Origin of the sequence: Arthrobacter sp. Y81, assembly GCF_002929335.1 — a bacterium.
In the GTDB taxonomy this organism is placed as follows: domain Bacteria; phylum Actinomycetota; class Actinomycetes; order Actinomycetales; family Micrococcaceae; genus Arthrobacter.
Genome location: NZ_PJIL01000014.1, coordinates 73,330 through 86,806, shown reverse-complemented (window position 1 = coordinate 86,806; position 13,477 = coordinate 73,330). Strand labels below are relative to the sequence as shown.

Genomic DNA, 13,477 nt, shown 5'->3' with positions numbered 1-13,477 from the left:
AACATCGGTCCATGGAAGCCATAACCATCGTTGGCGGCGGCATCGCCGGCCTGGCCCTTGCCGCGACGCTTGATCCGGATCGCTTCGACGTGGCCGTGCACGAGCAGCGGGACACCTTGCCAACGGTGGAAACGTCCCTGGCCATGTGGCCGGAGGCCCAGCGGGCCCTCGGCTCCGTGGGGATCCTGCCGGCAATCCGGGCGGCGGGATCCGGATTCGAAGCCATGGCATTGCGGAACGCATCCGGGAAAGCACTGTTGCGTGCCGAGGTTTCCGGCGTGATCGGTGTTTCACGCGCGGACCTGCTGCGGCACCTGGACGCTGCTGTGCCGGAGTCGGTAGCCCGCGTGTTTGGGGCTGTAACATCGCTCCCCGAAACCGGGCTGCTGGTCGGAGCGGATGGCGTTCACAGCGTGGTCCGCCGGGCACGGTGGGGTCTGCGGTCCATGGAGCGGCTCAGCCCCTACCTCGCCTTGCGGGGCATCATCAGCGAACCTGTCCCGGCGGACGCCGGCGGCGAATACTGGGGCCGCGGCGAATTGTTCGGCATGGCTCCGGCCTCCCGGAATCGGACGTACTGGTATGCCTCGTACCGGTCAGACCTGGGCCCGGGCGGCATCGACGTCGCGGCGGCGCTGGACCTCACCCGCCGGCGCTTTTCGGGGAAAGCCGCCGGAATCGGCCGCGTCCTGGCTGCGGCCACGCCGGAGGGGACCCTCGCCCAGCGCATCTGGACCGTGCCAGCCCTCGGACGCTACGCGCGGGAGGGTTCCGTGCTGGTGGGAGACGCCGCGCACGGCATGACACCCAACCTCGGGCGTGGTGCCTGCGAGGCCCTGATTGACGCCGTTACCCTCGCGGAACTGCTCAACTCCCGTCCGCTTCCGGAAGCCCTGAAGGCGTATAACAAGCGGCGTGTCCTGCGCAGCCAGGCCTTACGCGTGGCGTCTTCCGCGATGACCCGGCTCGTGCTCACGGAATCCGCCCAGCCGCTCCGGGACGGGATTCTCAGCCTCGCCGGACGGCTCAGCCGGTCCGCGCAGGGCTAGGTGAAACAGTGGCGGCCACTGTGCCAGGCGCGGCTAGGGGCTTTCTGCCCTTGGAGCGGCCCCGTCCGCCGGATCTCCCGTACACCAGGTACATCGTCAGCCCGGTGATGACCATTAGCAGCACGGTGTAAACGAACGTGTTGGAAACTCCGTCCACGCCTTCTGCGCCGTCCGTGTTGGCTTTGATGACCAGTCCCAGCGGCTGGACCAGCGGGTGTGCCAGGAAGATGGCGGTGTCGTAGTCGTCCAGCATGCTGTTGAAGTTCAAGGCCGCGATGGCCGCGGCGGCGGGAAGGACCAGCGGCAGCAGAATGCGCCGGAACACGTAAAGCGTCTTGGCCCCCATGATGGCGGCCGCCTCCTCCAGTGATGAGTTCACCGACGCAAACGAAGCCTTGAGCATCCTGAGCGTGAAGGGGATCTTCACCGTGACGAAGGCGATGAGGAGAATGACGGTGGTCCCGGTGAGGACCGCGCCGCCCACCAGGGGGTTCGGGTGGTCGTAGCTGATGATCAGGCCGAGGGCCAGCAAAGCCGACGGCAGGATCCAGGGGATGTGCAGCAGGTACTCAAACATGGCAGTCACCCAGTTCTTGTGCTTCTGCAGGATCCGCGCCACAAACAGCAGGCCACCGACGGCAATGACCGCAGCAACTGCGCTGTACACAACGCTAATGACAAAGGGCCTCAGGCCTGAGGGCTGCGTCAGCACGCGCACGTAGTTATCCATGGTGAGGCTGTCCAGTGAGAGATGCCCCGTCTGGATGGCCGCGCCGTCCGCGAAGGAAAACAACACAATCAGCACCACGGGCAGCGTGTAAACCGCGAACAGCAGGTAAGCGGCCGCGTGGACAGCAACGTTGGCTGCCGGGTTGGCGATTTTCTGCTTCTGCAGCGCAGAGGAAACCTTGGACACCGAAAAGTACGTTCCGCCCTTTTCCAGGCGTGACATCACGGCGAGCATCAGGATGGTAGCCACGCCCAGGATGACGGCGAGCAGGGCGGCCAGATCCCGGGACGTGGGGCTGTTCGTGAACGTGAGGATCATTGGGGTGATGGTTTGGAAGTCGCGTCCGCCGAGGACCTGCGGGGCGCTGAGTGCCCCCAGCCCGGTGAGGAAGGACAGGATGGTCACGGCAAAGAGAGTGGGTTTCAGCATGGGCAGCACAATGCGACGAAGGATGGTCCACGTGGAAGCGCCGAGATTCCTGGCCGCCTCGATTGTCTGGTAGTCGACGCCTTTGAGGGCGTTCGCGACGAAGAGCATGTGGTTGGTGGTGGTGGCGAACGTCATGACCGCCAACACGGCAAAGAATCCCGAAAACCAGCCGGGTTCCATGCCGGGAAAGACATTCAGCAGGAAAGCTGTGACGATCCCTTTTTCGCCGTAGATGAACTTGTAGCCCGCCGCCAGCACGATGCCGCCATAGATGAATGTGGTGGCGTAGCCGAGGAACAGAATCCTGGAACCGCGGATCCGGAAGTAGTGGGTGACCAGGACGATGAAGATTCCCACGACGTTCACCGTGATGGAAAGCGCCACCGCCAGCAGGAAGCTGTTGCCCAGGGATTTCATGGCGCGCTGGGAGGAAAACAGCTTCTCCGCCGCCCGGCCCGAAAAGTTCCCGCCAGGGAAGAACGTCTCGATCAGCACGTTGGCGTTGGGCCAGACGAGGAAGGCAGCGATGAACCACGTCAGGACCGTTCCCACAATGATGACGAACGGGGAGCGGAGCATGCTTTTGGCTGAGGTGCCACTCATCGGATAGCCGCCGCCTGATCCTGCCTGGCCAGGGCGGCTCCGGTATCGGGGTGGTACTGCAGCACGTGGTCCGGCTGGACATACACGGTGGTCCGCGTCCCTGCTTCCGGATGCGCGCCGCCGTCCTCCTTGACCAGCAGCCGGATTTCGGCGCCGTGGCTCCGCACTACGTAGCGGCTGTGGAGGCCGTGGTAGGTGCGTGACACCACCTCTCCGGCAAGCCCGACGGCGGTGCCGCCGTCTGCTGTACCGCCGGCTGCGGGAAGCGTCAGGGACGCCTTTTCCACCCGTAGGTAGGAATTGGCCGCCGTGCCGAGGCCGGCGCCGGAAAGGCGGTTCAGTTCAGTGACGAACTCCGCGGTCAGGGCGGAACTGTCGCCGATGAATTTGCACACGAACTCGGTGGCGGACTGGTCGTAGATAGCCTGCGGGGTGCCCACCTGCTCCACCGCGCCCTTGTTGAAGACGGCCACGCGGTCACTCATGGCCAGCGCCTCGTCCTGGTCGTGGGTCACATAAACAGTGGTGATCCCGAACTCGCTCTGCAGGTCCTTGAGCTGCTGCCTCAGCTGGTGCCGCAGTTTGGCATCGAGATTGGAGAGCGGCTCGTCGAGCAGCAGGATTTTGGGCCGCAGCACCAGGGCGCGGGCAACTGCAACGCGCTGCTGCTGGCCCCCCGAGAGTTCCGCCACGTTCTTGTCGAGCTGCTCGTCGCTGAGCTCCACGCGGCGTGCGATATCGCGCACCAGGCGGTCACTCTCGGCGGACTTCTCCTTTCGGACGCGGAGACCGAAGGCGATGTTTTCCCGGACGCTCATGCTGGGGAACAAGGCGTAATTCTGGAACACCATCCCCACTTGGCGTTTGTCGCTGGGCAGGCGGGTGACGTTCCTGCCGTCGACATGGACGGTCCCGGCGGAGGGCTCGATGAAGCCGGCCAGGGTGCGAAGCGCTGTCGTTTTGCCGCAGCCCGACGGACCCAACAGGGTGAAGAATTCCCCCGGTCGGACGTGGAGGTCCAGGCGCGGGATGGCAATGAAATCACCGAAGGAAACTTCGATGTTGTCCAAGCGGATCATGGGAAACCTGTCTGTGGGCTGTTGAGGGGGAGGACTACGTCATGTACTCGAGCTCGATTTTCTCCACCCAGGCGCCCATGTTCTGCTGGACGAAGTTCCAGTCGATGTCCTGCTGTTTGAGCCCGTCGAAGAACTCCACCACCTCGGGCTTGGCCTTGGCAGCTGCGCCCTTGTTCACAGGCATGGAATTGAACTGCTGCGCCCATTCGCCCTGCACGTCCGCGCTCCCGAACCAGTCGATAAACTTCTGCGCCTGTTCCTTCTTGTCCGTGCCCTTCACGAGGGCTACCTGTTCCACCGCGAGCGGGACTCCGACGGAAGGCAGCACGGTTTCCACGCTCACCTTGAACGACTTTTCGCGTTCCGCCACGATCGAGGATGGCATCTGGCCCATATCCACTTCCCCTGACGCGATGCGGGCGAAGAGGTCGGTCTTCGCCACGGCCGGGCTGCCGTTCTGGAAGTACTGCTCCACCTGCTTCCAGCCTTCATCCGAGATGCCCAGATCGCCGGAATCGTCCCTGTAGCGGGAAAGAATGCCGGCGAAAACAAGCTGCGCCGTGGCCGTACCCAGCCCCGTGACCCGCTCATAGCGCGTCCTGAACTCGTCCTTGGACCACAGGTCCGTCCAGTCCTTCGGCGCCTGCTCCGAGGTGATCCTGTCCGAGTTGTAGCCGAGCATGATTGCCTGCTTCACCAGCGGCCAGTAGGCCTTTTCGTCGTCGCTGTCGGCGAGCGAGGCGTCCACCTCGTCTGCCCAGGCCGGCTTATAGGCCTCGATGGCATCGGCTGCTTTGACCTGCGCGAAGTACATGTTGTTGAGGCCGAAGGCGACGTCGGCAATGGGGTTGTTCTTCTCGGCGATCAGCTTGTTGGTCGCGTCGGCGCCGCCGGCCCCCACGATTTCAATCTTGAAGCCAGCCTCTGCAGCCTTCTTCGTCAGCCACTCCCCGCGGCCCTCGCCGTTGGAGTTGGTGTACACAACCAACGTGTCGCCGGATGCCCCTCCTGCGGAGGAACTACCAGATGTTTCGGGGGCGGCGGAGCCGGCACCGCAGCCGGCCAGAAGGGTGACGGCGACGGCGGCGGTGACCATTGTTTGGAATTTGTGCACGATTGAGACCCATTTCTGAACTGGAACCGGAGCATTGTCCGGCAAGCCTATAGCGGCCCATGCCGATTAGTGCCGTTTATAGCTATCGATTCGATAAACTACTCGGCCTCGGTGTTCGAGTCTTGTGGAACTGCCGCAACATCGTGCATCCGCGGGTTTAACGCACGGTGAACTTCCGGCCCGCCTCGGGGGTTGAATCAGTCCTGTTCCAGGGTCTCCGTCAGGTGGTGCGTGGGGATGCGGTCGCGGTCGTAGGTGATCTCGGTATAGCCGTGGGGTTCGGGCTTGCCGTGCGGGCTGAGGTTCACGAACACGATCTCCTCGATGGTGAGGATGCTTTGCCGGGTGATCATGTTCCGCACTTCGGCGCGCATGGTCAGTGATGTCCGGCCGAAGCGCGTGGCGGTCAGTCCCATTTCGATCAGGTCGCCCTGCACCGCGGAGCTGACGAAGTTGATCTCGGAAATGTACTTGGTGACGGCCCGGCCGTTGCCAAGCTGCAGGATGGCGTAGATGGCCGCTTCCTCGTCGATCCACTTCAGCAGGCTCCCGCCGAACAGGGTGCCGTTGGCGTTGAGGTCTTCGGGGCGCACCCATTTACGTGTGCGGAAAGTGATGTCTGCCGATTCCATAAATGCGAGATTAGCCGACGGCGGCCGGGCGGCGGCAGTGTGACGGCGGCAGCCGCCTGCCGCCGTCGTCAGGCCATGGCCGTGTGGGCGGCGCTGTGTGAATCGATCTTCTTCGCGTAGCAGTAGGAGTGCTCCACTCCGATGTACGGGCCGAAGTTGGGCACTTCGTCGAAGCCGCAGCTCTGGTAGAAGTTCCTGCCGTCCGGCTGGGCCGAGCCCGCCTCGGCGGTGATCGAGGTGACGCCCATTCCGTAGGCGTGCGCCTCCAGTGCGGCGAGAATGGAGCTGGCAACGCCCGAACCCCGCGTGTACGGCAGGACGTAGAGCCGCTTGATCTCCGCCGTGGTGGAGTCCAGCATCCTCAGGCCGCCGCATCCCACCGGCTGTCCCGAGCTCTTCTCATAAGCCACCAGGAATATGGCAGTATCCGCTTCCGACGGCGGCGGCCCGGGTTCGTGGTCCTTCGTACCGAAGCGCGCGTCCAGTTCCGCCTGCTGGGCGGCACGCAGGTCGGCGCCTACGGGGTTTGCCCAGGTGACCTGCCTGATGTTGAGTCGGGGATTGGTCTGCATCACTGCCTCGCTTCGCCGAAGGGTTATGCAAAATAAGCCTAAGAGGGTGCCATTTCCGCGGTGTTTCCTGCGCGTAAGCGTCCGGAGAACTATGGAGTCGGAGCTCCGCGACGGGCCTCGCGACGGCCTGGGCCTAGCGCCGCACCAGCGTCCGCAGCAGCTTGAGGGCCACTGAGATCGAGTGGATGTCAGTCTGTCCGGGCCTGGTGGCTTCCGCGAACGTGTCCTTGATCCGCACCAGCTGTTCCTGGTGGCCGCGTTCCCAGGCCACGATCCGCTCGATTGAATCAGCACTTTCGGCGTCAGCGCCCTTCGTCATCTCCATCACCGAAATCGTCATGTCGGCGACGGCTGAATAGACATCGTCCCGCAGTGCTGCCCGGGCGAGTGCCTCCCACCGGTTCTCCCGGGGAAGAGCCGTGATGCGCAGCAGCAGCCTGAGTGCGCCGATCCGCGCAAACACGGTCCAGTACAGGTCCACGATCCGTTCGATGGGCTCATCGATTTGTTCCGATATCAGGGAGATGTCCAGCAGCCCGAAGCTCTCGAGGAGGGCGCCGGCGCGGCGTACCAGGTCATGGGGCAGCCCCACGCCGTCCCAATGTGCCTGCCGTTCCTCGACGAGGTCGATGCTGTCACCGCGCAGGAAGTCCCGGGTCCTGTTCCGCAGCAGCTCCAGCGTGGGCATGATCCGGGCGAGGGCCTCGGCAACGGGCTGGTCGCGATGGTCGTGGGTGACATACCAGCGGATGGCCCGATCGAGGATCCGGCGCATGTGCAGGGTCAGCTCTGCGGCGTGTTCGCTGGGGAACGCGGGGGGCAGCTCGGCCACCCGGTCCACGAACCGCTGCAGGTCGTAGGCTTCGCGGGTTGCAACGAATGCCCTGGCAACAGCCGCGGCGGTGGCGGTGGTTTCCTCGATGGTCCGGAAGGCGAAGGTGATTCCGCCGAGGTTGATCATGTCGTTGGCCAGGACTGTGCAGATGATCTGCCGGCGCAGCGGGTGGGCATTGAGTTCCGGGCCAAAACGGTCCACGAGCTGATGCGGAAAGTAGCTGCGGAGCACCCGTTCGAACCAGGGATCCTCGGCGACTTCGCTTTCGCTCAGTTCCTTGGCAAGTTCGATCTTCGCGTACGCCGCCAGCACGGACAGTTCGGGTGCCGTGAGGCCTTTGCCGGTCAGCAGCCGCGCATGGAGCTGTTCTGTGCTCGGCAGTCCTTCCAGCCGCCGGTCAAGGTCGGAGGCGTTCTCCAGCCAGTCCATGGTTCGCTCAAACCCGGGGCTCCAATCCAGGACCAGGGCCCGGTCGTTGTGCAGCAGGGTGTTCTGGTCGCGGTTGTTTTTCAGCACAAGCCGTGCCACTTCGTCCGTGAGCGAGTGCAGGAACCCGGTGCGTTCGGACGCTGCCATCCTGCCTGTGGCGATCATGCGGTCGATGAAGATCTTGATGTTAACCTCATGGTCCGAGCAGTCCACCCCGGCCGAATTGTCGATCGCATCGGTGTTGAGCAGGACGCCGCCCAAAGCGGCTTCAATCCGGCCGAGCTGCGTGACGCCGAGATTGCCGCCCTCGGCAATGATCTTGGCCCGGACCTCATTGCCGTTGATCCTGATGGGGTCGTTTGCCTTGTCGCCCACTTCGCCGTGCGTTTCGGAAGACGCCTTGATGTACGTCCCGATGCCGCCGTTGTAGATAAGGTCCACCGGCGCGCGCAGGATGGCCTGCAGCAGCTCCGGCGGAGTCATCATCGACGTCGTGCCCGGGAGCCCGAGCGCCGAAATTACCGGGGCAGTGATGGGGATGGACTTTGCATGGCGCGGAAACACGCCGCCGCCCGGGCTGATCAGCGAGGCGTCGTAGTCCGCCCAGGACGATCGGGGCAGCATGAACAGGCGGCGGCGTTCCGCCAGCGAGCCGGCCGCGTCCGGAGTCGGGTCCAGGAAGATGTGCCGGTGGTCGAAGGCTGCCACGAGCCGGATGTGGTTGGACAGGAGCATTCCGTTGCCGAACACGTCGCCGCTCATGTCGCCGACGCCGGCAACCGTGAAGTCTTCCTGCTGCGAGTCGATGCCGAGTTCGCTGAAGTGGTGCTTGACGGACTCCCAGGCGCCGCTGGCCGTGATGCCCATCTGCTTGTGGTCGTAGCCTGCGGAACCGCCTGAGGCGAAGGCATCGCCCAGCCAGAAGCCGTATTCGAATGCCACGGCGTTAGCCGTGTCGGAGAACGCGGCAGTTCCTTTGTCGGCCGCCACCACGAGGTAGTAATCGTCGTCGTCGTGCTTCACCACATTCTCCGGTGATATGACCCGCCCGGGGGTCCCGCGCGATGGCACCGTCCCGACGTCGGACGGGTCCAGGTTGTCCGTGACGTCCAGCAGCCCGCGGACAAAGTCCTTGTAGCTTTCCTCCCCTTCTGTGAGCCAGGCGGTACGGTCAGAGACCGGACTGGGCAGCCTTTTGGGATAGAAACCGCCCTTTGCGCCGGTGGGGACAATCACCGAATTTTTGACCGTCTGGGCTTTGACGAGGCCAAGGATCTCGGTGCGGAAATCCTCACGCCGGTCCGACCACCTCAGCCCGCCGCGCGCCACGGGGCCGAACCGCAGGTGCACGCCTTCCACACGGGGCGAATAGACCCAGATCTCAAATTTCGGCCGGGGGTAGGGTGCTCCGGGAATGTCGGACGGCCGGAGCTTGAAACTCAGGTAGGGCCGGTGGCGGAAGAAGTTGGTGCGGGTTGTCGCCTCTATCAGGTTCAGGAAGGTCCGCAGCAATCGGTCCGCTTCCAAGGACGGGACGGCGTCGATCGCGTCGGCCACTGCGGCGCGGGCGGCAGCCGTATCCTGGAGCCGCCGGGAGTGGCTGAGCTCGGGATCGAACCGGGCACGGAACAGGCTGAGTAGGGCGTGGGTGGCGGGCACGTTGGCCAGCAGGGTGTCGGCGATGAAGCCGTAGGTGTAGATGGTTCCCAGCTGCCTCAAGTACTTGGCGTAGCTGCGCAGGATGACCACCTTCCGCCACGTGAGCTCCTCCCGGAGCACCAGGGCGTCGAAGCGGTCAGACTCTGCGTCCCCCCGGACGGCGGCGCTGAAGGCTTCCGCCAGCAGCGCGCTGGTCCCGGCCGGGTCAACGCCGGCGGGATACCTGACGCCGAGGTCGTACAGGAACAACTGCCGGTCATTTCCGCGGATCACATCGAAGGGCCGTTGGTTCAGCACCTCCAGTCCGAGGTTGTGGAAGAACGGCAGGATCTGCGTCAGGCTCTGGGCGCTGGTGAGGTAGAGCCGGATCCGGGCGTCTTCGGCCAACGTTGGGGACGCATCGGTGCGGAAGTAGACGGCCAGCTGCGGATCGTTCAGCGGCCGACCGCCCGTGCCGTCCAGATCGAACTGCTCGAACCGCCTGATGTCTTCCACCGCGTCCTCGACTTCGAAGTCGGCCCGGTAGCTGGCGGGGAAGGCCGCGGACCACAGCGCTGACAGCCGGCTGGCCTCGGCGTGCGGCAGCCTGTCACGAAGCGTTTCGTCCAGGCCTTCAGCCCAGGTCCGCGTCGCGCTGACGAGGCTCCGCTCCAGCGCCGCGGGATCGACGTCGGGGATCCCGCCGCCAGGCAACAGTATCCGGAAGAAGACGCGGGCCATGGGCGATTCACTCAGCCGGACTTCGAATTCGAGCGAGGAGGAGCTGAAGGCCTGCTTGAGCTCCTGTTCGATCCGGAGCCTGACAGCAGTGCTGTACCTGTGCCGGGGGAGGAACACCAGGGCGGTCATAAAGCGGCCGTAGCTGTCAGCCCGCAGGAACACCCGCGTCTGGTGGTGGGCCTGCAGGAGCAGGATCTCGCGGGAGAGCCGGGTCAGTTCGTCCAGGCTCAGATGGAACAGCTCATCCAGGGGGAAGGACTCGAGGACGGCCAGCAGCTGCTTGCCGGGATGGGAGATCTCGGTGAAGCCGAAGCGTTCCTGGACTGCGCGCACCTTGTCCCGGATGACCGGGATGCGCCGCACGGACCGGCCTGTGGCCCCCGGGGCGAACAGTCCCACGAACCGAATCTCACCCGTTGGCTGCCCTGCGCTGCCGAAGGTCCGAACGAGGATTTCATCCAGGTACGCCGGGCGGGGGACTGACGATCTCAGGTCCGACGTGGCGAGCGTGAGAACCTGCGAATGCGGAAGCCCGGTGACCGGCTGGCGGGCTTCCGGCCGGCCGTCCCTGAGCAGGCCAAGCCCCGAGCCGGGCCGCAGGTTTACGCTCTCCGGGCCGCCCGCCGTCGGGTATTCATACTCGCTGTACCCCAAAAACATGAAGTTTCCGCGGTCCAGCCAGCCCAGGAGCTCACCGAGCTGCTCCGGAGCCGGAGCCGAGCCGGCAGGCAACCGGTCCAGCGAGCCGATCGCACGCGCGAGGCGGGAGTGGATGGCGGGGGTGTCATCGGCGACCACCTGGACGTCAGCCAGCACCCGCCTCACATTGTTCATGAGCTCCGCGATGGCCCGCGACCCGGGCAAGCGGCCGATCTCTGCCGCCACCCAGGTTTCCGACAGCCACCCCGGAGGGTCCTGGGCGGTTCCGGCTGTGCCGGCCTCACCCGCGGTGACCGCCGCAGCCACGATTCTGCCCGCCGCACCGGATGGCGAGGACCCATGACGCACCTCCAGCAGCCGGTGCGTCTGTGGGTCCCGGCGCACCAGGAAGGTGGGGTGGACCAGCAACCGGATGGCTTCGTTTTGGCGGGTCAGCTCGGCAGTGAGCGAATGGAGCAGGTGCGGCATGGCGTCGGCAACCACCAGCAGGACGCTGGCGTCGCTTTCATTCAGGACATCGACGGCCGCCGTGCCTGCCGGGCGGCCGCCTGCCAGTTCCGCATGCTGTCTGGCCCTCTGCTCCAGGTTTTCGGGACTATATCCCTGGAGGTCCTCCGGCGCTACGTGCTCGTAGTAGGCCGAGAGGAATTGTTCTTCGAAGCCGTGGAGGCTGGCGGGTGCATGCTCCGTGTGTACCGATCTGTGTGACATGCCACTGCGCCTCCACGCGCGGGGAGCAACCGCATGCCGCGGCCGACCATCCTGTCCCCACGCCTGCTTTCATCATGGCCGGGTTCAGGGGAGCAGTCCAGTGCCGGTTAGTGGCGTAGGTTGCCGCCGCTAGGCCGGGCTGCCCGTGGGATCTTCAGCGGTGGGGTCTGCCAGCGCCAGGCCGCCCACGGGGCTGTCGTCCCAGTGGATGAGCTCCCAGCCGTTGTCGGGATCGCCGTCCAGTGCCACGATTCCGGTATTGTCCAGCGCGTGCCTGACCGCAAAGCCGGGTTCGATGTTGCCGGCCCGGAGGCTGGCCCACACGCGGATCGCAGCGCCGTGGCTGACCACGGCTACGGATCCGGAGTTGCCCGCTCCGTTTGCCCGTGCCGCTATTTTGGCGATCGCGGCGTCGTAGCGCCCGAAGAAGTCCCGGCCGCTGGGCCCGGCAGGCATGCGGCGGTCCAGCTCGCCGCCGGCCCAGGAAAAGATAGTGCCCAGGTAGCGCTTGTGCGATTCGTGGTCGGTCAGCTTCTCCAGCGCCCCGGCTTCGATCTCGTGAATGCCCTGGAGCACTTCGGTTTCCAGCCCGTGCACCCGGGCGAGGGGTGCGGCCGTGATCTGCGTCCGGATCAGGGTGGAAGCGTAGAGGGCGTGGATCCGCTCGTTCGCCAGGGCGCGGGACAATGCCTCAGCCTGTCGCTCGCCGAGCTCCGTCAGCCCGGGCCCCGGGTGCGCGGTGTCCAGCTGGCCCAGGACGTTGCCGGGCGTCTGGCCGTGCCGGATGAGCAGGAGCCTCATTTGAGGTGGTCCACCAGCTGGTCCGCTATGCCGGTGTACTTGCCCGGGGTCAGGGCCAGCAGCCGTGCTTCGGCGTCCGCGGAGAGGCCCAGGCCCTGCACGAATTCCTGCATCCGGGCGGCGTCCACGCGCTGCCCGCGGGTCAGGTCCTTGAGCCGTTCGTAAGGGTTTTCCATGCCTTCGACGCCGGCAATCGCCTCGGCCCGCATCACCATCTGGATGGCCTCGCCCAGCACCTCCCAGTTGGTGTCGAGGTCGCCGGCCAGGACGTCCTCGGCCACATCCAGGCGCTCCAGGCCCTTGACGACGTTGGAGATGGCGAGCAGGGAGTGCCCGAACGCCACGCCGATGTTGCGCTGCGAGGACGAGTCGGTGAGGTCGCGCTGCCAGCGTGAGGTGACCAGTGTGGACCCCAGGACGTCCAGCAGCCCGGAGGAGATTTCCAGGTTGGCCTCGGCGTTTTCAAAGCGGATCGGGTTGACCTTGTGCGGCATGGTGGAGGACCCGGTGGCGCCTGCTACCGGGATCTGCGCGAAGTAGCCGATGGAGATGTAGCTCCAGATGTCCGTGCACACGTTGTGCAGGATCCGGTTGAAGCGCGCGACGTCGGCGTACAGCTCGGCCTGCCAGTCGTGGCTTTCGATCTGGGTGGTCAGCGGGTTCCAGGTCAGGCCCAGTCCCTCGACGAACGACTTCGCGACCTGCTGCCAGTCGGCGCCAGGCACGGAGGCCACGTGGGCGGCATAGGTGCCGGTGGCACCGTTGATCTTGCCCAGGTATTCGGTCTTCGCGATCCGGTCCAGCTGCCGGGTCAGGCGGTGCGCGATGACGGCCAGTTCCTTGCCCAGCGTGGTGGGCGTGGCGGGCTGGCCGTGGGTGCGGGACAGCATGGGAACACCGCGGTTGTCGTCGGCCATCTTGCTGATCTGGGCCACCAGCGCCTTGGCGGCGGGCAGCCACACGTCCTCCACAGCGCCCTTGACGCCCAGGGCGTACGAGAGGTTGTTGATGTCTTCCGACGTGCACCCGAAGTGCACCATGGCCGTCAGCCGTTCAATGCCAATCGCCGGCAGCCTGCGGCCGATGTAGTACTCCACGGCCTTGACGTCGTGCACCGTCACGGCCTCGATTTCGGCCAGCTCGGAAACCGACGCGGAGTCGAACTCAGTCACGATGGCGCGAAGCTGATCCTGCTGCTCCGCTGTCAGCGGGCCTGCGCCCGGCAGCACGTTGTTGCTGGTCAGGTGGATGAGCCATTCAACTTCCACGGCCACGCGGTCCCGGTTGAGGGCCGCCTCGGACAGGTAGTCCACCAGGGGCGCGACGGCGGACTTGTACCGTCCGTCCAGCGGGCCAAGGGCAATCTGGTCCGGCGAGGCGGCAAGGGCCAGGCGTCCGGAAGGCGTACGGGTGTCAGCTGTGGTGGCAGTTTCAGGCATGTCCTGATTCTTTCA

At 65.3% G+C, this 13,477-nt stretch carries 9 protein-coding genes; 1 reads left to right on the top strand and 8 read right to left on the bottom strand.

Features of this window, described 5'->3' with window-relative positions; genetic code table 11:
• The first annotated feature begins 11 nt into the window (after window positions 1–11).
• Window positions 12–1,049 (top strand): FAD-dependent monooxygenase, encoded by a 1,038-nt coding sequence (locus CXQ91_RS17485; RefSeq protein ID WP_104175171.1) that lies wholly within the window; start codon window positions 12–14, stop codon window positions 1,047–1,049.
• Here the strand turns inward: CXQ91_RS17485 and CXQ91_RS17480 are convergent.
• The 8 genes from CXQ91_RS17480 to purB all read right to left on the bottom strand — a co-directional run bounded on the left by CXQ91_RS17480 (window position 1,027) and on the right by purB (window position 13,462).
• Window positions 1,027–2,811, bottom strand: coding sequence for an iron ABC transporter permease (locus CXQ91_RS17480; protein WP_104175170.1), 1,785 nt, complete (start codon window positions 2,809–2,811; stop codon window positions 1,027–1,029). The two genes, CXQ91_RS17485 and CXQ91_RS17480, sit on opposite strands and share 23 nt — an antisense overlap.
• Window positions 2,808–3,890: an ABC transporter ATP-binding protein gene (locus tag CXQ91_RS17475; protein ID WP_104175169.1), complete on the bottom strand. Its 1,083-nt coding sequence runs from the start codon at window positions 3,888–3,890 to the stop codon at window positions 2,808–2,810. The genes CXQ91_RS17480 and CXQ91_RS17475 overlap by 4 nt, the downstream gene beginning before the upstream one ends.
• A 34-nt stretch (window positions 3,891–3,924) precedes the next feature.
• Window positions 3,925–4,986: an extracellular solute-binding protein gene (locus CXQ91_RS17470; protein ID WP_258074075.1), complete on the bottom strand. Its 1,062-nt coding sequence runs from the start codon at window positions 4,984–4,986 to the stop codon at window positions 3,925–3,927.
• Between the two features lie 215 nt (window positions 4,987–5,201).
• On the bottom strand, window positions 5,202–5,636 hold the full coding sequence (locus CXQ91_RS17465; RefSeq protein WP_104175167.1) for an acyl-CoA thioesterase: 435 nt from the start codon (window positions 5,634–5,636) through the stop codon (window positions 5,202–5,204).
• A 68-nt stretch (window positions 5,637–5,704) separates the two neighbouring features.
• A complete protein-coding gene (locus CXQ91_RS17460) occupies window positions 5,705–6,208 on the bottom strand; it encodes a GNAT family N-acetyltransferase (RefSeq protein WP_104175166.1) in 504 nt (167 codons plus the stop codon).
• 133 nt (window positions 6,209–6,341) lie between these two features.
• Window positions 6,342–11,222, bottom strand: coding sequence for an NAD-glutamate dehydrogenase (locus CXQ91_RS17455; protein ID WP_104175165.1), 4,881 nt, complete (start codon window positions 11,220–11,222; stop codon window positions 6,342–6,344).
• A 129-nt stretch (window positions 11,223–11,351) separates the two neighbouring features.
• Window positions 11,352–12,023, bottom strand: a complete 672-nt coding sequence (locus tag CXQ91_RS17450; RefSeq protein WP_104175164.1) for a histidine phosphatase family protein — start codon at window positions 12,021–12,023, stop codon at window positions 11,352–11,354.
• Window positions 12,020–13,462, bottom strand: a complete 1,443-nt coding sequence (purB, locus tag CXQ91_RS17445; RefSeq protein WP_104175163.1) for an adenylosuccinate lyase — start codon at window positions 13,460–13,462, stop codon at window positions 12,020–12,022. The genes CXQ91_RS17450 and purB overlap by 4 nt, the downstream gene beginning before the upstream one ends.
• Window positions 13,463–13,477: the final 15 nt, after the last annotated feature.

Coding starts and splice junctions, on each gene's coding strand:
- CXQ91_RS17450 (WP_104175164.1), bottom strand. CDS start 12,023: ATGAGGCTCCTGCTCATCCGGCACGGCCAGACGCCCGGCAACGTCCTG.
- CXQ91_RS17480 (WP_104175170.1), bottom strand. CDS start 2,811: ATGAGTGGCACCTCAGCCAAAAGCATGCTCCGCTCCCCGTTCGTCATC.
- CXQ91_RS17470 (WP_258074075.1), bottom strand. CDS start 4,986: ATGGTCACCGCCGCCGTCGCCGTCACCCTTCTGGCCGGCTGCGGTGCC.
- purB (WP_104175163.1), bottom strand. CDS start 13,462: ATGCCTGAAACTGCCACCACAGCTGACACCCGTACGCCTTCCGGACGC.
- CXQ91_RS17475 (WP_104175169.1), bottom strand. CDS start 3,890: ATGATCCGCTTGGACAACATCGAAGTTTCCTTCGGTGATTTCATTGCC.
- CXQ91_RS17455 (WP_104175165.1), bottom strand. CDS start 11,222: ATGTCACACAGATCGGTACACACGGAGCATGCACCCGCCAGCCTCCAC.
- CXQ91_RS17485 (WP_104175171.1), top strand. CDS start 12: ATGGAAGCCATAACCATCGTTGGCGGCGGCATCGCCGGCCTGGCCCTT.
- CXQ91_RS17465 (WP_104175167.1), bottom strand. CDS start 5,636: ATGGAATCGGCAGACATCACTTTCCGCACACGTAAATGGGTGCGCCCC.
- CXQ91_RS17460 (WP_104175166.1), bottom strand. CDS start 6,208: ATGCAGACCAATCCCCGACTCAACATCAGGCAGGTCACCTGGGCAAAC.